Source organism: Mesorhizobium sp. M8A.F.Ca.ET.181.01.1.1 (genome assembly GCF_004792025.1).
In the GTDB taxonomy this organism is placed as follows: domain Bacteria; phylum Pseudomonadota; class Alphaproteobacteria; order Rhizobiales; family Rhizobiaceae; genus Mesorhizobium.
The window spans coordinates 1,177,110-1,197,326 of sequence record NZ_SRTV01000001.1; the positions used below are offsets into that span (position 1 = coordinate 1,177,110).

Annotated in this window: 17 protein-coding genes; 9 read left to right on the forward strand and 8 right to left on the reverse strand. The window is 63.5% G+C overall.

Translation table 11 applies throughout. The features are described from left to right. Nucleotides 1-32 precede the first annotated feature (32 nt). From EN824_RS05790 to ugpC, 8 genes are all read left to right on the forward strand, one after another. On the forward strand, nt 33-1,406 hold the full coding sequence (locus tag EN824_RS05790; RefSeq protein WP_127278638.1) for a PleD family two-component system response regulator: 1,374 nt from the start codon (nt 33-35) through the stop codon (nt 1,404-1,406). A gap of 553 nt (nt 1,407-1,959) precedes the next feature. After that, nucleotides 1,960-3,498 (forward strand): FAD-dependent monooxygenase, encoded by a 1,539-nt coding sequence (locus tag EN824_RS05800; RefSeq protein WP_127278637.1) that lies wholly within the window; start codon nt 1,960-1,962, stop codon nt 3,496-3,498. 105 nt (nt 3,499-3,603) lie between these two features. After that, the gene (locus tag EN824_RS05805) at nt 3,604-4,338 is read left to right on the forward strand and encodes a FadR/GntR family transcriptional regulator (protein WP_127872597.1); all 735 of its coding nucleotides are present in this window, start codon (nt 3,604-3,606) and stop codon (nt 4,336-4,338) included. Beyond that, entirely contained in the window at nt 4,335-5,522 is a 1,188-nt protein-coding gene (locus EN824_RS05810) for a PLP-dependent transferase (RefSeq protein ID WP_135880493.1), read from the forward strand. Before EN824_RS05805 ends, EN824_RS05810 begins: the two co-directional genes overlap by 4 nt. Before the next feature lie 29 nt (nt 5,523-5,551). Then, on the forward strand, nt 5,552-6,829 hold the full coding sequence (locus tag EN824_RS05815; protein WP_127280536.1) for a sugar ABC transporter substrate-binding protein: 1,278 nt from the start codon (nt 5,552-5,554) through the stop codon (nt 6,827-6,829). A 185-nt stretch (nt 6,830-7,014) separates the two neighbouring features. Then, nucleotides 7,015-7,938 carry a sugar ABC transporter permease gene (locus tag EN824_RS05820; RefSeq protein ID WP_127872594.1) on the forward strand — a complete coding sequence of 308 codons (924 nt, stop codon included), beginning with the start codon at nt 7,015-7,017 and terminating at the stop codon, nt 7,936-7,938. Continuing rightward, nucleotides 7,938-8,786 (forward strand): carbohydrate ABC transporter permease, encoded by an 849-nt coding sequence (locus EN824_RS05825; RefSeq protein WP_135931974.1) that lies wholly within the window; start codon nt 7,938-7,940, stop codon nt 8,784-8,786. The genes EN824_RS05820 and EN824_RS05825 overlap by 1 nt, the downstream gene beginning before the upstream one ends. A gap of 3 nt (nt 8,787-8,789) precedes the next feature. Next, nucleotides 8,790-9,857 carry a sn-glycerol-3-phosphate ABC transporter ATP-binding protein UgpC gene (ugpC, locus tag EN824_RS05830; protein ID WP_127280747.1) on the forward strand — a complete coding sequence of 356 codons (1,068 nt, stop codon included), beginning with the start codon at nt 8,790-8,792 and terminating at the stop codon, nt 9,855-9,857. Between the two features lie 123 nt (nt 9,858-9,980). Here ugpC and rpmG read toward each other — a convergent pair whose 3' ends face one another. From rpmG to EN824_RS05870, 8 genes are all read right to left on the reverse strand, one after another. Then, nucleotides 9,981-10,148, reverse strand: coding sequence for a 50S ribosomal protein L33 (rpmG, locus tag EN824_RS05835; RefSeq protein WP_006201775.1), 168 nt, complete (start codon nt 10,146-10,148; stop codon nt 9,981-9,983). 155 nt (nt 10,149-10,303) lie between these two features. Then, entirely contained in the window at nt 10,304-10,762 is a 459-nt protein-coding gene (locus EN824_RS05840) for a hypothetical protein (RefSeq protein WP_135931975.1), read from the reverse strand. A 111-nt stretch (nt 10,763-10,873) separates the two neighbouring features. Continuing rightward, on the reverse strand, nt 10,874-12,052 hold the full coding sequence (locus EN824_RS05845) for an MFS transporter (protein ID WP_135880491.1): 1,179 nt from the start codon (nt 12,050-12,052) through the stop codon (nt 10,874-10,876). A gap of 102 nt (nt 12,053-12,154) precedes the next feature. Continuing rightward, complete coding sequence (locus EN824_RS05850; protein WP_127280874.1) at nt 12,155-12,895, reverse strand: NUDIX hydrolase; 741 nt, start codon at nt 12,893-12,895, stop codon at nt 12,155-12,157. A 73-nt stretch (nt 12,896-12,968) separates the two neighbouring features. Then, entirely contained in the window at nt 12,969-13,403 is a 435-nt protein-coding gene (locus EN824_RS05855) for a DUF983 domain-containing protein (RefSeq protein ID WP_135864396.1), read from the reverse strand. Then, entirely contained in the window at nt 13,403-15,709 is a 2,307-nt protein-coding gene (gene rnr, locus EN824_RS05860) for a ribonuclease R (RefSeq protein WP_135864399.1), read from the reverse strand. The genes EN824_RS05855 and rnr overlap by 1 nt, the downstream gene beginning before the upstream one ends. Before the next feature lie 6 nt (nt 15,710-15,715). Next, nucleotides 15,716-18,352 carry a type I DNA topoisomerase gene (gene topA, locus EN824_RS05865; protein ID WP_127280412.1) on the reverse strand — a complete coding sequence of 879 codons (2,637 nt, stop codon included), beginning with the start codon at nt 18,350-18,352 and terminating at the stop codon, nt 15,716-15,718. A 366-nt stretch (nt 18,353-18,718) separates the two neighbouring features. Further along, complete coding sequence (locus tag EN824_RS05870) at nt 18,719-19,096, reverse strand: hypothetical protein (protein WP_127279535.1); 378 nt, start codon at nt 19,094-19,096, stop codon at nt 18,719-18,721. Between the two features lie 283 nt (nt 19,097-19,379). Here EN824_RS05870 and EN824_RS05875 point away from each other — a divergent pair, with 283 nt between their 5' ends. Next, nucleotides 19,380-20,126 (forward strand): cytochrome c biogenesis CcdA family protein, encoded by a 747-nt coding sequence (locus tag EN824_RS05875; RefSeq protein WP_127279536.1) that lies wholly within the window; start codon nt 19,380-19,382, stop codon nt 20,124-20,126. The last annotated feature ends 91 nt before the right edge of the window (nt 20,127-20,217 follow it).

Here is a 20,217-nt window from a genome sequence, read left to right on the forward strand (position 1 = left end):
GTGCCCTTCCAGCCGAGCCGGAGCCTTGTGAAATGACCGCGCGGATCCTCGTCGTCGACGACATCCCTGCCAATGTGAGGCTGCTGGAAGTCCGGCTGCTGGCCGAATATTTCGAGGTGCTGACCGCCACCAACGGGCCCGACGCGATCGAGACCTGCGAGAACGGCAAGGTCGATGTCGTGCTGCTCGACGTGATGATGCCCGATATGGACGGGTTCGAGGTCTGCCGGCGGCTGAAGAGCGATCCGGCGACGTCGCACATTCCGGTGGTGATGATCACCGCGCTCGACCAGGTCTCAGACCGCGTGCGCGGGCTGGAGGCCGGTGCCGACGATTTCCTGACCAAACCGGTCAACGACCTGCAACTGATGACGCGCGTCAAGAGCCTGGTCCGCCTGAAGTCGCTGACCGACGAGCTTCGGCTACGCGCCTCGACCACACGCAACATAGGCATCGAGGAACTTTTGAGCCGCAATTTCGCGTCCGAGGACACGACGCCGAAAGTACTTTTGATCGATGAGCGCAAATCGTCGGTCGAGCGCATCCAGAAGATGTTGCGCGACCGTGCCGACCTGGACGTCACCGGTGATCCGCATGCCGGGTTCTTCCAGGCCGCCGAAACGCCCTATGAATGCGTGATGATCTCGACCACCTTCGCCGATTTCGATCCGCTCAGGCTCTGCTCGCAACTGCGCTCGCTCGACCGCACCCGTTTTGTGCCGATCATCCTTTTGGCGGAGGAGGGCGAGGAAGAGCGCCTCATCCGAGGGCTCGAACTCGGCATCAACGACTATCTGATGCGGCCGATCGACCAGCAGGAACTGACGGCGCGGCTGCGCACCCAGGTGCGCCGCAAGCGCTACAACGACCAATTGCGCGCCAGCGTCACCCAGACCATCGAAATGGCCGTGACCGACGGCCTGACCGGGCTGCACAACCGCCGCTATCTCGACAGCCATCTGCAGACGCTGTTCGACCGCGCAGTGGCGCGGCGCCGGCCACTGTCGGTGATGATCACCGATCTCGACCGCTTCAAGTCCATCAATGACGCGCACGGCCATGATGGCGGCGACGAGGTGCTGCGCGAATTCGCGCGGCGGCTGCGCAAGAACGTCAGGGGTATCGACCTTGCCTGCCGGTTCGGCGGCGAGGAGTTCGTGGTGGTGATGCCGGACACCGACGGCACCGTGGCCGAGAAGGTGGCCGAACGCATCCGTGCCGAAATCGCCCAGAAGCCTTTCGCCATCGGCGCCGACGGCAAGACGATCGAGGTCACCGTCAGCGTTGGCGTGTCATCGGTGCTGAAGGGCGTGGATACGGCGGCCGCGCTGATGAAGCGCGCCGATCTCGCGCTCTACGAAGCCAAGAGCGGCGGCCGCAACCGCGTCGTTGCCAAGGCGGCCTGACGGTCCGGGCCCGATTATCCGGTCAACCCAACAGGGTTACCCATTTACCTTAATCCAAGCGATTCGCGAGCCTTGGTTAAGAAACTGTTGATTTTCATAAGCTCTTGCGCAAATGTGCAGGCCAAGACGAAGCCGGCACGAGGGTAGACAGCCGGCTCGGTCCCTCAGGAATACCCCATGATGCTCAGGTCCGCCGCATCTCCTGGGTCCGTGGGGTCGGCCGGCCGGCGCTGGCACATAGTGGCCTCCTCGTACCGCTGCCAAACGCCGACCGGCCCCCTCTTGTCCGACATGACATCAGGATTCCGCGCCAAGCCCCGGAAGTGCCGGGGCTTTTTTGTGCGCGGCAGGATCTGAAGAACGCTTTCCTGGGTTCTAACGGCACCTCGCGCGCTATCGCTTCGCAACGCGCGACCTTTTCACTGCCGTATGCAGAGGGGAAGGCGAGAGGCTACCCCCTCCATTTCATACATATGGCGTACAAGGGGCTTGCGGCAAGACCTGGCTGTTCCCGTAAAACCACGACCCAAGTTAACCGAAACGGGAGTGGCGAATGCCGGAATTGTTGCCAAGAGGCCAAGTAGGTCGGGACCGTGCAGTGGTGATCGCCGGAGGCGGTCCGACCGGGTTGATGCTGGGTGGCGAACTCGCATTGGCGGGCGTCGATGTGGCCATTGTCGAGCGGCGGCCCAACCAGGAACTCATCGGCTCGCGAGCGGGTGGCCTGCACGCACGCACCATCGAGGTACTCGACCAGCGTGGAATTGCCGACCGGTTCCTGTCACAGGGACAGCTATCGCCGTCCGTGGGCTTCCACATGATCCGGTTGGACATCAGCGATTTTCCCACGCGGCACAATTATCTGCTGGCGCTGCGGCAAAACCATATCGAGCGGCTGTTGGCCGACTGGATCAGCCAGTTGGGGGTGCCGATCTATCGCGGACAGGACGTCACGGGCCTCGCACAGGATGACGATGGCGTCGACGTCGAACTGTCCGGTGGTCGGTGCCTGAGAGCGCAATATCTCGTCGGCTGCGACGGAGGACGCAGCATCATCCGCAAGGCGGCGGGCATCGCGTTCGACGGGTGGGATCCGACGATGAGCTGGATGATCGCCGACGTCGAGATGTCTGAGGAACCTGCATGGGGCTTTCGCAGCGACGCCTACGGTATTCATGCGATAGGCAAGATTGAAGAAAGCGACCGCGTGGGTGTGGTGTTGACCGAGAGGCATCTGACCATTGGCGGCGAACCTACGCTGCGCGATCTCAGCGAGGCGCTTGTCGCGGTTTACGGCACCGATTACGGGGTCCACAATCCGACCTGGATTTCCCGGTTCACCGACATGACACGCCAGGCCGCGTCTTACCGCAACAAACGTATTCTGCTCGCCGGCGATGCTGCGCACATCCATCCCCCAATGGGCGGACAGGGCCTCAATATCGGCGTGCAGGACGCGGTGAACCTGGGATGGAAGCTGGCCCAGGTGGTCAAGGCGACGTCCCCTGAAAGCCTGCTCGACAGCTACCATGCCGAACGCCATCCGGTTGCCGCCCGCGTGCTGCGCAATGCGATGGCGCAGGTCGCGCTTCGTCGCAGGGACGACCGCACCAAGGCTCTGGGCGACACGTTTGCCGAACTGCTCGCCATGGACGGGCCACGCAAACGAATCGCCGCCGAGATGTCCGGCCTGGGTGTCCACTACGACCTCGGGGAAGGGCACGCGCTGCTTGGGCGGCGAATGCCCGACCTCGATCTGCTCACCGCCAACGGGCCGTTGCGGCTGTTTACCTTGCTGCACGACGCGCGGCCGGTGCTCCTCCATTTCGGTGAACCAGGCAGACTGGACAGTGCGCCTTCGGCCGGCCGGATCCGGCAGATCGACGCCAGGTATGCCGGTGCCTGGGAGCTTCCCGTACTCGGAACGGTCGCTGCGCCCGACGCGGTTTTGATCCGGCCCGATGGATATGTGGCCTGGGTAGGAGTTGGGACTCCACAGGGATTGGCCGATGCGCTGACCAGATGGTTCGGACCGGCTGCCGCAGCCGGGTGTCCTTCCGAACGCAGCGCGTCACACTCTTCCACGGACTGAAGGCTGGCTTCCACAGGCTGAAGGCGGCTGCCTCCTGACAAGCGATTGACAGGAGGCTCCATCTATGCAGAAATTGGTTGGACCATTGGACCACTTGGAGGAAGTGTGGACCAGAACAGCCTGCCACCCATTCAGACGACGGCGCGCGACGACGCCGTGCTGAAGGCATTGGTGGGCTTCGTCCGCGCCGAGGCCTTGCAGCCTGGTGAGCGACTGCCGACCGAGCGCATCCTGGCCGAACGGCTCAAGGTCAGCCGCAACACGGTGCGCGAGGCGCTGACGCGGTGGGAGGGATTGGGCCTGGTCGAGCGCCGGCAAGGCAGCGGCACCTATCTCAAGGCGGCCGTATCGCCCGATATGCTGCATCTGCCGCTGACGCTGGCGGGCGGCAATGATTTCACCAGCCTGATGCAGACGCTGGAAATCCGCCGCGCACTGGAAGCGGAGGCGGCGGCACTGTGCGCCGAGCGGGCAAGCCCCGCCGACATTGCCGAGATCGAACGCAAGCTCGATATCATGGAGCAGGCGTTTCGCACCCTAGACGGCATGTCATCGGAAGAGGACTGGGAATTCCACCAGGCGATCTACCGGGTCTCCGGCAATCCGCTGTTCGAACAGATCATCGCGGCCATGCACGAACTGTTCCACCGTTTCTGGGAACATCCACTCGGCGTGCGCGATTTCGGCCATGCCAGCTTTCCCTATCACCGCACCATCTACGAGTGCATCGCCGCGCGTGATCCGCAAGGCGCCCGCGGCGAGGCGCTGAAGCTCATCGCCACCGTCGAGGACGACCTGAAGCGCGGTGCGGCCAAACTCAAACTTTCGGACCTGAGATGAACGAGCACCCAGCCGGTTTCGATCAAGACTATCTCGCCGAGGCGGCGACGCTTTTGGCGCATGATGAACCGTTCCCCGGCGGCGCCGTCGTGCCGCCTATCTACCAGACGTCGCTGTTCACCTTCGCCAATTACGCCGAAATGGCCGATACCTTTGCCGGCAAGCGAAAGCAGCCGATCTATTCGCGCGGCGACAATCCGACGGTCATGGAGTTCGAGGCGCGTGTCGCGGCGCTCGAAGGCGCCGAGGCCGCGCGCGGCTTTTCAAGCGGCATGGCAGCGATCAGCGCCACCGTGCTTGCCTTCGTCGGGGCGGGCGAGCGCATCGTCGCGGTACGCAATTGCTATGGCGATGCCTACCGGCTGTTCGAGCGGCTCCTGCCGCGGCTCAACATCAAGGTCGATTATGTCGACGGCTCGGACCCGGATGCGGTGGCGGCGGCATTGCCCGGCGCAAAGCTGCTTTATCTGGAAAGCCCGACCTCGATGATGTTCGAGCTTCAGGACCTGCCGCATCTGACCCGGCTGGCCAAGGAGCAGGGCATCATCACCACCATCGACAATTCCTGGGCGACGCCGGTGTTCCAGAAGCCGATCTCGCACGGCGTCGATCTCGTGCTGCACTCGGCCTCGAAATATCTCGGCGGCCACAGCGACACCGTTGCCGGCGTGGTGGCGGGCTCGGCCGCGCACATCAAACACATCAACGAGCAGACCTATTCCTATCTCGGCGGCAAGCTGTCACCGTTCGAGGCCTGGCTCTTGCTGCGCGGCCTGCGCACGCTGCCGCTGCGCCTGCCGCACCACATGAAGAGCGGGCTCGCCATCGCCGAACGGCTGAAGGCGCATGGCAATGTCGAGCGGGTCAACCACCCCGTCTATTCGAACCATCCGGGCAAGGCGACGCTTGCCGGCTATGGCGGGTTGTTCTCGTTCGAAGTTACCGAGGATATCGACATTCCCGTCTTCGTCGACGCGTTGAAATATTTCCGCATCGGCGTCAGCTGGGGTGGGCATGAGAGCCTGGTCGTGCCGGCCAAGGCGTCGCTGGAGCAGACGCCGGGACTGAATTCGATGGCGCGCTTCGGCGTCAGCCCCCGAACCATCCGCTTCAATGTCGGATTGGAAAGTGTCGAGGATCTTTGGGCGGATGTCGCCCAGGCCTTCGAAAAAGCCAGAAAATAACAAGCGGGTTCAAAATGGGAGTCTTGAACATGAAAAAACTGACCGTCATGCTTGCCACCGTCGCGGGGCTGGCAATTTCCGCCGGGGGCGCGCTCGCCGATTCGACCCTGAAAATGGTCGAGGTCATCACCAGCCCGCCGCGCACGGAGTTCCTGAAAAAGCAGATTGCCGAGTTCGAGGCGGCCAATCCGGGTGTCAAGGTCGAGCTGGTCTCGCTGCCCTGGGGGCAGGCGTTTGAAAAATTCCTGACCATGGTGCAGGCCGGCGATACGCCCGATGTGGTCGAGATGCCGGAACGCTGGATGGGGCTTTACGCCAACAACGCTCAGCTCGAGGATCTCGGCCCCTATATGGCCAAGTGGGACGACGCCAAGACGCTCGGCGACCGCGCCAAGCAGTTCGGCTCGACGGTCAACAACACCCAGTTCATGATCCCCTACGGCTACTATGTGAACGCGCTGTTCTGGAACAAGAAGCTGTTCAAGCAAGCCGGCCTCGACGGTCCGCCGGCGACGCTTGACGAATTCGTCGCCGATTCCAAGAAAATCTCGGCCATTCCCGGCAAATACGGCTACTGCCTGCGCGGCGGGCCGGGCGCCTTCAACGGCATGCACATGTTCATGAACATCGCCGCCGGCAAGGGTGGCTATTTCAACGAGGACGGCACCTCGACCATCAATGAAGAGGGCTCGGTCAAGGGCCTGCAGATGCTGGCCGACATGTACAAGGACGGCCTGGCGCCGAAGGATGCCGTGAGCTGGGGTTTCAACGAAACGGTCACCGGCTTCTATTCCGGCACTTGCGCCATGCTCAACCAGGATCCGGATGCACTGCTCGGCATCGCCGACAAGATGAGCGCCGACGACTTCGCCGTGGCGCCGATGCCGACCGGTCCGAGCGGCAAGTCCTATCCGACGCTCGGTTATGCCGGCTGGGCGATGTTCGCCAACTCGCAGCACAAGGATGATGCCTGGAAGTTGATGGCGACGCTGCTCTCGCCGAAGGACAATCTGGAATGGGCCAAGGAAGTCGGCGTCATCCCGATCCACAAGGGCGCCGACCAGGACGCCCACTTCAAGACCGAGCAGTTCAAGGGCTGGTTCACCGAGCTCAGCGACGGCGCCAAATATGAGATGGTGACGCCGCCGACGCACCTCGAAAACCTTGGCAACTTCGTCGACCAGGTGGCGATCAAGAACTTCCAGGAAGTGCTGCTCGGCCAGAAGACGGCCAAGGACGTCGCCGACCAGTGGGCTGCCTTCCTGACCAAGGAACAGCAGGACTGGCTGGCGAAGAACAAGAAGTAAGCGCAGGCTTTTCCTTCTCCCCGTTCACGGGGAGAAGGTGGCCCGACAGGGCCAGATGAGGGGCAGCGCTGAGTTCTCAGAAGCTGGCGCCGCCCGTGATCTGCCTGCCGGCATCTTCTCCCCGTTGAACGGGGAGAAGGACGCTTGTCGCCAACGCCGCGCTCCCAAAGGACGTTCCACAGCCAATGACCTATGCCGTGTCCGAAATACGATCTGTCGGCAAGCCGCGACGTAAGTGGCTCACACACGCTGCCATCGAGCCCTGGCTCTATCTCAGCCCGGCGATCATCCTGCTGGTCGTGGTGCTGCTCGTGCCGCTGGTCATCGGCATCAGCTATTCCTTCCGCAAGTTCTCCGCCTTCAAGTCGGAATATGTCGGGCTCGGGCAGTATCAGGCGATGTTTTCGGACCAGGTGCTGGGGCAGGCGCTGGTCAACACGCTGTGGTGGACGGTCGCCAGCCTGTTCTTCCAATTCTTCCTCGGCCTTGGCCTGGCGCTGCTGCTCGACAAGCCGTTCCCAGGCCGCAAGGCGGTGCAGGCGCTGGTCTTCCTGCCCTGGGCGGTGCCGTCCTTCCTGTCGGGCCTGACCTGGGCCTGGCTGTTCAACCCGATCATCGGTCCGCTGCCGCACTGGCTGTTCGCCTTGGGGCTGAAAGCCGAGCCGACCAACGTGCTTTCCGATCCGGCCACCGCCATGTGGGGGCCGATCGTCGCCAATGTCTGGTTCGGCATTCCGTTCTTCGCCATCACGCTGCTGGCGGCGCTGAAGTCGATTCCCTCGGAGCTGCATGAGGCGGCGGCGATCGACGGCGCTTCGCCCTGGCAACGCTTCACCAAGGTGACGCTGCCGTTCCTGGCGCCGACCATAGCCATCACGGTGATGCTGCGCACGATCTGGATCGCCACCTTCGCCGACCTGATCTTCGTCATGACCGAGGGCGGGCCGGCCGGCTCGACCAACACGGTGCCGGTCTACATCTATGTCAGCGCCTTCAAGTCGCTGGACAAGGGCTATGCCTCGGCTGTGGCCGTGCTGCTGCTCGTCCTGCTTATCGCCTATGCGATTGCGCTGATCGCCATCCGCCGCTCGCTTGTGAGGCACGTCTGATGATCGCGGGACGCTCTGCTTCACAACGGTTTTTCGGCGGCGTCGGTCTCTACGCGGCAATCGCGGCCTATGTGGTCTTCGCACTGTTCCCGATCTACTGGACGCTGAAGATCTCGGTCACGCCGGAGCGGCTTCTCTATTCCGAAGGCATAACCTTCTGGCCGTCGCACATGACGCTACAGAACTTCATCACCGTGCTCGAAGCCACCGATTTCCCGCGCTATTTCATCAACAGCGTCATCGTCTCGGTGTCGACGGCTGCCCTGGTGACGGTGATCGCCACGCTTGCCGGCTACGCCATGTCGCGCTTCACCTTTCGCGGCAAGGCGGCGCTGGCGCTGATGCTGCTTTTGACCCAGACCTTTCCGCTGGTGATGGTCATTCCGCCGATCTACCGCGTGATGGGCCAGATCGGCCTGATCAACAGTCTGACCGGGCTGATCATCATCTACACCGCCTTCAACACTGCCTTCGCCACCTTCCTGATGCAGTCCTTCTTCGACGGCATCCCGAAGGACCTCGAAGAGGCGGCGATGATCGACGGCTGCACGCGTGGGCAGGCAATGCGCCGGGTGATCGTGCCGCTGACCCTGCCAGGCATGGGCGCGACACTGGGCTTCGTCTTCACCGCGGCATGGAGCGAGCTTCTGTTCGCGCTGATGCTGATTTCCAGCGACGACCAGAAGACCTTCGCCGTCGGCCTGCTCACCTTCATCGGCAAGTTTGCCGTCGACTGGGGGCAGATGATGGCGGCGTCGATCCTGGCGCTGATCCCGGTCTGCATCTTCTTCGCCTTCCTGCAACGCTATCTCGTCACCGGCCTGACCGCCGGCGCCGTCAAAGGATGATCGATGGCCTCTGTCACGCTCGAAAAGGTTCGCAAGGATTACGGCGCCGTGCGCGTCCTGCATGCGGTCGATCTCGAGATCGCCGACGGCGAGTTCGTCGTGCTGGTCGGACCGTCAGGTTGCGGCAAGTCCACGCTTTTGCGGATGATCGCCGGGCTGGAGGAGGCCTCCGGCGGCGAAATCCGCATCGGCGAGCGGCTGGTCAACGATGTCGCGCCGAAGGATCGCGACATCGCCATGGTGTTCCAGTCCTATGCGCTCTATCCGCATATGGACGTATCGAAGAACATGGGCTTCAGCCTGATGTTGCGAAAGGCCGAGAAGCCGGCGATCGATGCTCGCGTCGATGGTGCTGCCAGGCGGCTGGGGCTGGATACGTTCCTGCAACGCCTGCCCAGGCAATTGTCAGGTGGCCAGCGGCAGCGTGTCGCCATGGGCCGCGCCATCGTGCGCGATCCCAAGGTTTTTCTCTTCGACGAGCCGCTGTCGAACCTCGACGCCAAGCTGCGCGTCCACATGCGCGCCGAGATCAAGGCCCTGCACCAGCAATTGAAGACCACTTCGGTCTACGTCACCCACGACCAGATCGAGGCGATGACCATGGCCGACCGGATCGTCGTCATGCATGACGGGCTGATCCAGCAGGTCGGCGCGCCGCTCGATCTCTATGACCGGCCGGCCAACATGTTCGTCGCCGGCTTCATCGGCTCGCCGGGCATGAATTTCCTGCCGGCGGTGGTGGAGAAGGGTGGCAAGATGGACGCCGTATTGTCCGATGGCCAGAAGCTTCGGCTGCCGGACGGATTGCCGCTCGGGGATGGCGACGTCATCACCGTCGGCCTGCGGCCCGAGCATATAAGGCTGGCCGATGACGGTGCGCTGCAAGGCGAAGTCGGTGTGGTGGAGCCGCTCGGCCTGTCGACGCAGTTCTATGTCAAGCTGGCCGGCCAGCAGCTTTGCGTCTTTGCCATGGGCCGCGCGGGCGTGAAACCCGGCGACGTCGTGCGGCTGGCGGCCGATCCGGCGTCGCTGCATCTGTTTGACAGGGAAAGCGGCGACCGTATCGGCTGAATGAATTCAGTCAGGCTGAATGAATTCAGCCGGGCTGAGCGCACCCAGCCGTAGCCTTCCGCCTTGCAAACAAAAACGCCGCCCATCGGGCGGCGTTTTTGCATTCCAGAGGGAAAACCCAGATTACTTGATCTTGGTTTCCTTGAATTCGACGTGCTTCTTGGCGACCGGGTCGTACTTGCGGAACGACAGCTTGTCGGTCTTGGTACGGCTGTTCTTGCTGGTGACGTAGAAGAAACCGGTGTCGGCGGTCGACAGAAGCTTGATCTTGATGTTTGCGGCTTTGGCCATGATCTCAGTCCGTTATGTTCGTGGAGTTTTGGCCGCTGGAGCACGGGGAAAACACCCGGACGCGGGAAACTTGGCGCGACACATAAAGAACGTGCCTGGAAAGTCAAGCCCGGCGGACCCGATGTGGCCCGCTCAAGCTGCCCGGTATGCATAAATCAGACGGTTTGCGCCTCTGATACCGCGACCTTCTTCCAGTTTCCGGTCGTGTTCCACCAGCGATTCGGATTGGCGCGGTCGTCCAGCCCCTTGGAGCGGCTGGCAAGGATCGGCTGGATGCGGATCACCGGCTCCTGATAGGAATGGGCCTGGAAAATCGCCTCGACGACGCGGGCCGCCAGCGCCTGGTCGTCGGGTAATTCGAAGGAAACCTCGACCGTGCCCGGGCGGCGGCGCAATTCGGTTTCGGCGCCGGCCGCTGCCCCTTCAAGGGGCCTGTAGCGCTCGATGCCGCGCGCCGACTGATAGGCATTGCGGTCATACTTGCCCATGGCAAGCGGTGCGATCGCCACAACCGCGTCCATGATGCGGTCGACGTCGGCAGCCGGAGCCTGGAAGCTGACGAGCAGCAGGAGGGTCATTCGCAGCGAAGTGGTTTCAAAGCCGCTGTCGATCATCGGAGTGTCCTCGGTTCAGGTGTTTTAGGACACCCTTTTAACCGGTGGCTGCTGACACGGTTCTGTCAGCAGCCTGTCGCTGGGCAGTGCCGATAAGCGACGGGTTGGGCTCTACAGCAGGATCTTGCGAACGAGCCTGAAGCAGACCAGGGCGATGTAGGCGCCGAAGAAAAGGCCGAGCGACCAGCCGAAGCCGGAAGGCCCGAAACTGTCCATGCCGATGCCGATCGCCTGCGGCCCAAGCACCATCCCGACGCCATAGCACAGCACGAAAGCAGCATTGGCCGACGCCAGTTCGTGGCCGGAGAGCTGCGATCCGAGATGGGCAAGACCGATCGTGTACATGGCAGCAACGACACCGCCCCACACGAAGAGAAGCGCTGCCATCAAATGCCAGTTCGCGGCAAAGAACGGCATGAATATCGTGCCGACGAGACCAACCGTGGCACAGGCGAGCAGCAGATAGCGCCGGTCCGAGACGCGGTCGCTGATCATGCCGATCGGGATCTGCAACAGCACATTGCCAAGGCCGATCATGGTCAGCAGCAACGCCGCGTCGGCCTCGGAATATCCGATGCGGTTGCCATAGACCGGGAACAGCGCGAAGCCGCCGGTCTCGACCGCGCCGAACACCAGCACGGCGAAAGTCGCGGTCGGCACCAGCCAGATGTAGCGCAGGAAGTGGCTGGTCTCGCTCTCCGCCACGATGGTAGGGCTTTCGTTGCGGGCGGCCAGAACCGGTATGGCGGCGAGCGTCACCAGGGCGATGATGACGCCAAACGGCCTGAAGCCGGAACTGCCGAGATGGGCGAACAGCCACGGCCCTGCGGCAAAGCCGAGCGACAGGACGGTGGCGTAGATGCCAAGCACAAGGCCGCGCCGGTGCGGCGGCGCCGACGTGCTGATCCAGAATTCCGACAGGATGAACAGCACCGTCAGCGCGATGTGCAGCACGATGCGCAGCGGAAACCACATCCAGAAATCAGGCGCGAAATGGAAACCGACGAAAGCCAGCGCGCCGGTAGCAATCATGGCGATCATCGTCCAGGCGACGCCGAAGCGCATGGCGAGCGGCGTGGCGAGCGGCGCCCCGGCGATCGAGGCCAGGCCGGCTACGGCCGTGTTGAGGCCGATCATCGAGGCCGAATGGCCGCGTGTTTCCAGGATGACGCTGAGCAGCGGCATGCCGAGGCCGATGGCAATGCCGACGACGCTGATCGACGAGATCGCCGCCACCATCGGCAGCCAGTGTACGCGTTCGTCGCCCTGTGGTTGGGTATCGACCGTCATGAGATGCTGAATACTCTGTCTGTTTGATCTTACGCAATTCCCAAGGGCAAGTGCTTCGCTCTTGTCCCGGGAAAACCGGGTCACACTTTTCCTGGAATTGCTCTAGAGAAGTTCGCGGGTGAAGCGGTTGCGGACAAGCCGGTAGAAGGGGACGGGGCCACCCGGACGCAGCAGCGGATCGTGGGCGAGCCGCCTTTCCAACTCGTCCAGGATCATTCGGGTGATGTCGGGTATATCAGCCTGCTTGGCCTTGGCGAGCGGCAGCCAGACCAGTTCCTCCAGCTCGTTGGTCGGGCCGCCATCGGGCAATTCGATGGCGACGTCGCCACGCCAGGCGCTGAAGAAGCGGGTGTCGAATCGGCGCACCCGGTTCGGCGGCGTGATGGCGCGCGCGACGAAGCGCAACGCCTCCAGCGACGGTGCCACGCCATGTTCGACGAAACCCTGCCAGTCGCGCCTGGTCGAAGCAAAGGCGCCCTTGCGGCCGATCAGCAGGCCGGCTTCCTCATAGGTTTCGCGGACCGCCGACAAAGCGATGGCACGGGCTCGGGCGTGGCTGGTGCGGCCGGGGCCGGCCGTCAGCTTGGCTTCTTCGTGCTGGTTAAGGGCGGTCGCCGTCGGGATGCGGCTGTCGGCAGGGTCTGTGCGGCCGCCCGGGAAAACGAATTTCCCTGGCATGAAGGCGTGCGCGGCGTGGCGGCGTCCCATCAGCACCAGGACGTCGTCGCCTTTGCGGTCGAGCAGGATGAGCGTCGCGGCATCACGCGGACGCAGGGGCCGGCCGTCATGCACGGCCAGGCCCTTGTCGATCTTGTCGACGTCCGCCTTGGTCATAGCTTCCATGCGCGGGACCTAGCGGAAACTTCTTGCATGCGAAAGTGGCCTTAACGATTGGCATGTTGCGCCAGCCAACACCTCAGGCCCCGGGATGCGGCTCGATCACATCCTTTTCGCCACCAAATCCGTGCATATAGAACGCCCATTGCAATCCGATGACGGCGCCTTTGACAGGCTGCAGCAACGCGATCGAGAGAAGGATGGTCAAGGGCACCCAGATGAGGATGTGTTGCCAGGTGGAGAGCGTCGAGGTCGCCTCGACACCCATGAAGGCGCCGAGCACGATGTGGCCGACGATGACGATGACGAGATAGGCGGGCAAATCGTCGGCGCGATGGTGATGAATCTCCTCGCCGCAGACGCTGCAGGTTTCGACGGTCTTGGTGAAGCCGCGGAAGAGCTTGCCTTCGCCGCAATTCGGGCAGCGGCCCAAGAGCCCTCGCTTCATCGCCGTCCACAATGGGCGGGCAATCCGGCCCGAGTGATGTTCGCCGCCAAAAACCTGTTGTTCCATCATCGTCTCCTGCCGCGCGACCCCGGTCGCGATTGCGACGCACGGGCGCGGCCCTTAGCCTTGTGAAACGACCTGCTGGAGCCTGGCAGGGGCTTTGGGTCGGTCAACATCTCGAAGCGCATCGCGCCGGCCATTGGCGCCACCTCGACGAGCCGGACCTCGACGCGGTCCGCCAGTTGGTAGCCTTTGCCCGAGCGTTCTCCGAACAGGGAGCGGGCCGTTTCGTCGTATATATAGTAATCGCCGCCGAGAGTTGACACCGGGATGAAACCATCGGCGCCATACTGCGGCAATTGGACAAAAAGTCCTGATTTGGTGACGCCGGAGATGCGGGCGTCGAAGCGGTCGTCGATGCGCTCCGCGAGGTAGGCGGAGATCAGCCGGTCGACCGTGTCGCGCTCGGCAGCCATTGCGCGCCGTTCCGTGCCGGAGATCAGCACCGCAACGTCTTCGAGGCGCGCCTCCTCGTCTTGCGTCAGTCCTCCGGGTCCAAGACCGAGTGCGGCAATAAGCCCACGATGGACGATCAGGTCGGCGTAGCGGCGGATCGGCGAGGTGAAATGCGCGTAGCGCCTGAGGTTGAGGCCGAAATGGCCGATGTTCTTGGGTGAATATTCGGCCTGGCTCTGCGAGCGCAGCACCACTTCGTTGACCAGCGCCTCATTGTCGGCGCCGCGTACGCGGTCCAGGATGCCGTTGAACTGGCTGGGCCGCATCTGGGCGCCGCGTGCCAGCGACAGGCTAAGCGTCTGCAGGAATTCGCGCAGCGATTCCTGCTTGGCCAGCGACGGCGCGTCGTGAATGCGGTAGACCAGCGCCTGCTTTTTGCCCTCCAGCGTTTCGGCCGCGGCGACATTGGCCTGGATCATGAACTCTTCGATCAGCTTGTGGGCGTCGAGCCGCTCCGGCACGATGACGCGGTCGACCGTGCCATCCGGTTTGAGCAGGATCTTGCGCTCCGGCAGGTCGAGTTCGAGCGGCTGGCGGCTGTCGCGGCCGCGCTTGAGGATCGCGTAGGCGTCCCACAACGGCCTCAGCACCGTGTCGAGGATCGGGCCGGTCTTGTCGTCCGGCACGCCGTCGATCGCCGCCTGGGCTTGGCTGTAGGCGAGCTTGGCCGCCGACTTCATCATGACGCGGTGAAAGGAATGCCTGATCTTGCGGCCATCGGCGGAGAAGGTCATGCGCACCGCTAGCGCCGGGCGATCCTGGCCCTCGCGCAGCGAGCAGAGATCGTTGGAGATGCGCTCGGGCAGCATCGGCACGACGCGATCCGGGAAATAAACCGAATTGCCACGCTTCAGGGCCTCGCGGTCGAGCGCCGTGCCGTAGCGGACATAGGCGGCGACATCGGCGATCGCGACGGTGGCGATAAAGCCGCCGAGATTTCTCTCGTCGAGGTCAGGGGTGGCGAAGACGGCGTCGTCATGGTCCTTGGCATCAGCCGGATCGATGGTCACCAGGGGTAGGTCGCGCCAGTCCTCGCGATGGGCAAGCGTCGCCGGCTTGACGGCTTCGGATTCGGCTATCACCTCGGCCGGGAAGATATGCGGAATGTCGTGCGCGTGGATGGCGATCATCGAGACCGCCTTTTCGCTCGTCAGCGAACCCAGCACGTTGAGCACCTTGGCTCTCGGCAGCCCATAACGCGAGGCTCGCGCGGGCTCGACCTCGACAAGGTCGCCGTTTTTGGCGCCGTTCTGGAATTCCTTGTCGACGATCAGCTCGGGCTGGCGCCGTTCCACCGGCTCGATGCGGAAGCTGCCGTCCTGAAGCACGCGAAAGACACCGAGGACGGCATCCGTGCGCTTCTCGAAGATCTTCATCACCCGGCCGGTATAGGCAGGCCCTGACGGATCGTCGGTCGGGAAGGTCTTGGCCAGCACACGGTCGCCGATGCCCGGCGCCGGTCCGTTCCCCCCGCGCGAAACACGGATCGAGACCACGGGAGGTTCGCCCGGGCCGACCGCCTCGGCCGGATGCGCCAGCAAGACCCCGTCGCCATCGCGGCCAAAGATGTCGAGCACTGCGACATGGGGCAGGGCGCCGACGCGGGCCAGCCGCTTGCGTTCCTTGGTCAGAACGCCTTCGTCCTGCAGGTCGCGCAGGAGATCCTTTAGCCAGATTCGGTCGTCGCCGCGCAGCGCGAACGCCTTCGCGATATCGCGCTTTCCGGCACGATCGGGGTTTTCGGCGATGTAGCGCAGGATTTCATCGCGCGAGGGCCGGTAATCGTCCTTGACCTTGGCCCTGGTGTCGGCGGTGCGCGGATCGCCGTGGCTTCTTCCGGTGATCCTGCGCGCCACGCCGTCCTATCCTTTTTTCTTCGCGGCCGGCTTCTTGGCTGCTGCCTTCTTGGTCGTGGTTTTCTTGGCTGTGGGGGCCTTGGCCGCGGCCGCCTTGCGGAACGGCTTCTTGCCACCGCCGCCCTTGGCTTCCTTCTCGGCAATCAGCGCCAGCGCATCCTCGACGGTCACCGATTGCGGATCCTTGCCCTTGGGCAGCGTGGCGTTGACCTTGCCGAAATTGACATAAGGGCCGTATTTGCCGTCGCGCACGACGATCTTGCCGCCGCCGTCCGGATGGTCGCCAAGCTCCTTCAGGGCTGCCGGCGTGCCGCCGTTGCGGCCGCCCTTGCCCTTCGACTGCTTCTCGGCAATCACGGTGACCGCGCGGTTGAGGCCGATCGAGAACACGTCCTCGATGCTGTCGAGATTGGCGTAGGTGCCATCGTGCAGCACGAATGGGCCGTAGCGGCCAAGACCGGCCGAGATCATCTTGCCGCTTTCCGGATGCTGCCCCACGTCGCGCGGCAGCGCCAGCAAGGCGAGCGCCTTCTCGTGATCTATGGATTCAGGCGTCCAGCCCTTGGGCAGGCTCGATCGCTTGGCTTCCTTGCCGTCACCGCGCTGGATGTAGGGGCCGAAGCGGCCCGAGCGCAGCGTGATTTCCTCGGCCGTATAAGGATCCTTGCCAAGCAGCTTGGTGCCGTCCTCGCCACCGCCGTTCTCCCCATTGGGATTGGCGGCGTCGCCGAGCTGGCGGGTGAAGGAGCATTCGGGATAGTTCGAGCAGCCGACGAAAGCGCCGAACTTGCCGAGCTTCAGCGACAGATTGCCGGTGCCGCATTTGGGGCAGATACGCGGATTGGAGCCGTCCTCGCGGGCGGGGAAAACCAGCGGCGCCAATTCCTCGTTCAGCGCGTCGAGCACGTCGGTGACGCGCAGCTCCTTGATGTCGGCGACGGCTCCGGAAAAATCCTTCCAGAAGTCCCGCAGCACGTCCTTCCAGGCGAGCTTGCCGTCGGAAATCTCGTCGAGCTTTTCCTCCAGCGAGGCGGTGAAGTCGTACTCGACATAGCGCTCGAAGAAACTTTCGAGGAAGGCCGACAACAGGCGGCCCTTGGCCTGCGGCACCAGCCGGCGCTTGTCGATCGTGACATAGTCACGGTCCTCGAGCGTCTTCAGGATCGCCGTGTAGGTAGAGGGACGGCCGATGCCGAGTTCTTCCAGCTTCTTGATCAGCGACGCCTCGGAGTAGCGCGGCGGCGGCTCGGTGGTGTGCTGGGTGGCATTGATTGCGCGGCGGGCAAGCTGCTCGCCGGCCCGGATTTCGGGCAGACGGCGGTTTTCCTCGTCCTCCGCGTCGTCGTCCTTCTGGTCCGTGTAAGCGGCGATGAAGCCATCGAAGCGGACGACCGAACCGACGGCGCGAAGCTCGGCGGTGCGGGCGCCGTTCAGCGCCTCGATTTCGACGGTGGTGCGCTCGATCTCGGCCGGCTGCATCTGGCTGGCGATGGCGCGCTTCCAGATCAGCTCATAGAGCCGCATCTGGTCGGCATCGAGATATTGCCGGACCGACGCCGGGGTGCGCATGAAATCCGTCGGCCGGATCGCTTCGTGCGCTTCCTGGGCGTTCTTGGCCTTGGCGGTGTATTGGCGCGGCTTTTCCGGCAGGTATTTCGGGCCGAATTCCTTGGCGATGGCGTCACGAGCGGCGTCGATCGCCTCGGGGGCCATCTGCACGCCGTCGGTTCGCATATAGGTGATGAGGCCAGCAGTCTCGCCGCCAATGTCCATGCCTTCGTAGAGCCGCTGCGCCACCTGCATGGTGCGCGTGGCCGAGAAGCCGAGGCCCGACGAGGCGGCCTGTTGCAACGTCGAGGTGGTGAAGGGCGGGCCGGGGTTGCGCTTCGTCGGCTTGGCTTCGACGGACAGCGCCTTGAAGGTCGCACCCTCGAGCATCGCCTTGATGTCGTCGGCCTGCGCCTTGTTGGCAATGTCGAGCTTTTGCAGCTTCTTGCGCTCGAATGCGGTCAGGCGGGCTTCGAAGGTCTCGTTGCGCGGTGTGCCGAGGATGGCAGCGATCTGCCAATATTCCTCGCGGATGAAGCGTTCGATTTCGGATTCGCGGTCGCAGACCAGGCGCAGCGCCACCGACTGGACGCGGCCGGCGGAGCGGGCGCCCGGCAATTTGCGCCACAGCACCGGCGACAGCGTGAAGCCGACGAGATAGTCCAGCGCCCGGCGGGCGAGATAGGCATCGACGAGAGGCGCATCGATCTGGCGCGGATTGGCCATCGCCTCCAGCACCGACGCCTTGGTGATGGCGTTGAAGACGACGCGGCTGACGGGCTTGTCCTTCAGCGCGCGCTTCTGCTTGAGCACCTCCAGCACATGCCAGGAGATAGCCTCGCCTTCGCGATCCGGGTCGGTGGCGAGGATCAGGCCGTCGGCATCCTTGACCGCATTGGCGATGTCGGTAAGGCGCTTGCCCGAGGCGGTGTCGACCGCCCAGGACATCGCGAAATCCTCATCCGGGCGCACCGAGCCATCCTTGGCCGGCAAATCGCGGACGTGGCCGAACGAGGCAAGAACCTTGTAGTTCCTGCCGAGGTATTTGTTGATTGTCTTCGCCTTGGCCGGCGATTCGACGACGACGACGTCCATGAGGTCTCATATCAGCTGTGATGCGGCAGAAGAATTCCGCTGCGCGCGACGAAATCTCGGTTCTGTTCGTCGCTCACATGGCCGCGCTTTTGCATCCGGTCAAGGGGAAGGGGCCAAATTGCGCGGGTGCCGCCAGCAATACACTCTAAGAGTGTATGGAGAAATCACAGAATTTCGGTCAGGCTGGATGATCGTCACCAGTCTCGAAAGATGACCCGGTTCATTTTTCGGTGAGTCGAGGAAAGATCCGCCGGAATGCCGGACCGGGGCGCGCCATGGTTCACAAAAAAGCCAATCGCCGGATCGGGCAAGGATGCCGGCGACCAACCCATGTCCCCCAGCGGGCAGGATATGGCGTTGAGGGGTTCAGTCGGCTTTGGCGATGTGCCAGACGCCGGCGACGCCATCGCCGCCCACATCTCCGGCTTTCTTGTCCTTGATGAAGGTGTAGACCGGCTTGCCGTCATAGGCCCACATCTTGGTGCCGTCGGTGCGCTTGACGATCGTCCATCCTTCGGAGGCCTTCGCGCCGGCTTCGGCCTTCAACGGTGGCCAGTTGGCGGCGCATTTGTCGTCGCAGTTCGACTTGCCCTTCTCATCCTTGTCGTAGGTATAAAGCGTCATGCCCTTGGCGTTGGTGTAGATCTTGGTGCCTCCGACATTGGCTTCCTTCCACGCATCGGCGGCGAGGGATGCGACGGTGCTGAGCAAAAGCGCGGCTAGCCCTACAGTTATGGTCTTCATGGAAATCTCCCTGGCTAATATGTGGAGGTGCGCGGGAAATCGCGGCCTCGTCGTGTCAACGCCTGCCGGTCGGGTTTTCTTCCCGAGAGGCTTGAGGACATTGGCAGCTGGCGGGCCTCGTTGCCCGTAACAATTCTCTCGGTTCGGTCGTACTAAGATGGGTGGCGCAGCTGAATTCGGGGCGAGTGCGATTGCCCGAACGGCGACCGGTTGCCACACATTGGTGATTGGCGCACAGGTCGGCGCGTCGCTATATCGGCGCCGGAACAGTAGGAGCTTTGGAATGGCATTGGACATCGGCTATGTCAGCGCGGTCGGGGCGGGGGCCATCTCGTTCCTGTCGCCATGCGTGCTGCCGCTGGTGCCGCCCTATCTCTGCTACATGGCCGGCATATCGGTCGACGATTTCCGCGGCAATGCGGGCGCGACCGCAAGTCAGGGCGCACGCGGCGCGCTGCTCTACTCCTCGATCGCCTTCGTGCTCGGCTTTTCGACCGTGTTCGTCGCGCTCGGCGCCGGCGCCTCGACCATCGGCCGGCTGCTGCGCGTCTGGCAGGAGCCGCTGGCGATGGGCGCCGGGGTGCTGATCATCCTGATGGGCCTGAATTTTCTGGGCATCCTGCGCATCCCCTTGTTGTCGCGCGAGGCGCGCTTCCAGTCGCAGGGCAAGCCGGCCAGCGCCGTCGCCGCCTATGTCATGGGCCTTGCCTTCGCCTTCGGCTGGACGCCCTGCATCGGACCGGTGCTGGGACCGATCCTGACGCTGGCCGGCGGCCGTGAAACCGTGGGCGAGGGCGCGCTGCTGCTCGCCGCCTATTCGCTCGGCCTCGGCATCCCGTTCCTGATCGCCGCGCTGTTCTCCGGCGCTTTCATGCGCTTCCTCGGCAAATTCCGCGTCCATCTCGGCCGCGTCGAAAAGGCGATCGGCGCGCTGCTGGTCGTCGCCGGCGTGTTTTTCCTCACCGGCGGCGTGCAGGCGGTGTCTTATTGGCTGCTGGAGAATTTTCCGCTGCTGGGGCGGCTGGGGTAAGCCTACTGATTAGAAGTCAGTTGCTCTTCCGTCTGCATCTCACCGGAATTTAACCGCATTGGTGCAGCATCGCGCCACTGCTAGCATGATT

What these genes read in the sequence shown, in the direction of transcription:
- EN824_RS05855 (WP_135864396.1), bottom strand. Translation starts at nt 13,403, where the DNA reads ATGGAACAACAGGTTTTTGGCGGCGAACATCACTCGGGCCGGATTGCC.
- topA (WP_127280412.1), bottom strand. Translation starts at nt 18,352, where the DNA reads ATGGACGTCGTCGTCGTCGAATCGCCGGCCAAGGCGAAGACAATCAAC.
- EN824_RS05870 (WP_127279535.1), bottom strand. Translation starts at nt 19,096, where the DNA reads ATGAAGACCATAACTGTAGGGCTAGCCGCGCTTTTGCTCAGCACCGTC.
- ugpC (WP_127280747.1), top strand. Translation starts at nt 8,790, where the DNA reads ATGGCCTCTGTCACGCTCGAAAAGGTTCGCAAGGATTACGGCGCCGTG.
- EN824_RS05850 (WP_127280874.1), bottom strand. Translation starts at nt 12,895, where the DNA reads ATGGAAGCTATGACCAAGGCGGACGTCGACAAGATCGACAAGGGCCTG.
- EN824_RS05810 (WP_135880493.1), top strand. Translation starts at nt 4,335, where the DNA reads ATGAACGAGCACCCAGCCGGTTTCGATCAAGACTATCTCGCCGAGGCG.
- EN824_RS05790 (WP_127278638.1), top strand. Translation starts at nt 33, where the DNA reads ATGACCGCGCGGATCCTCGTCGTCGACGACATCCCTGCCAATGTGAGG.
- EN824_RS05820 (WP_127872594.1), top strand. Translation starts at nt 7,015, where the DNA reads ATGACCTATGCCGTGTCCGAAATACGATCTGTCGGCAAGCCGCGACGT.
- rpmG (WP_006201775.1), bottom strand. Translation starts at nt 10,148, where the DNA reads ATGGCCAAAGCCGCAAACATCAAGATCAAGCTTCTGTCGACCGCCGAC.
- EN824_RS05875 (WP_127279536.1), top strand. Translation starts at nt 19,380, where the DNA reads ATGGCATTGGACATCGGCTATGTCAGCGCGGTCGGGGCGGGGGCCATC.
- EN824_RS05815 (WP_127280536.1), top strand. Translation starts at nt 5,552, where the DNA reads ATGAAAAAACTGACCGTCATGCTTGCCACCGTCGCGGGGCTGGCAATT.
- EN824_RS05800 (WP_127278637.1), top strand. Translation starts at nt 1,960, where the DNA reads ATGCCGGAATTGTTGCCAAGAGGCCAAGTAGGTCGGGACCGTGCAGTG.
- EN824_RS05840 (WP_135931975.1), bottom strand. Translation starts at nt 10,762, where the DNA reads ATGATCGACAGCGGCTTTGAAACCACTTCGCTGCGAATGACCCTCCTG.
- EN824_RS05845 (WP_135880491.1), bottom strand. Translation starts at nt 12,052, where the DNA reads ATGACGGTCGATACCCAACCACAGGGCGACGAACGCGTACACTGGCTG.
- EN824_RS05825 (WP_135931974.1), top strand. Translation starts at nt 7,938, where the DNA reads ATGATCGCGGGACGCTCTGCTTCACAACGGTTTTTCGGCGGCGTCGGT.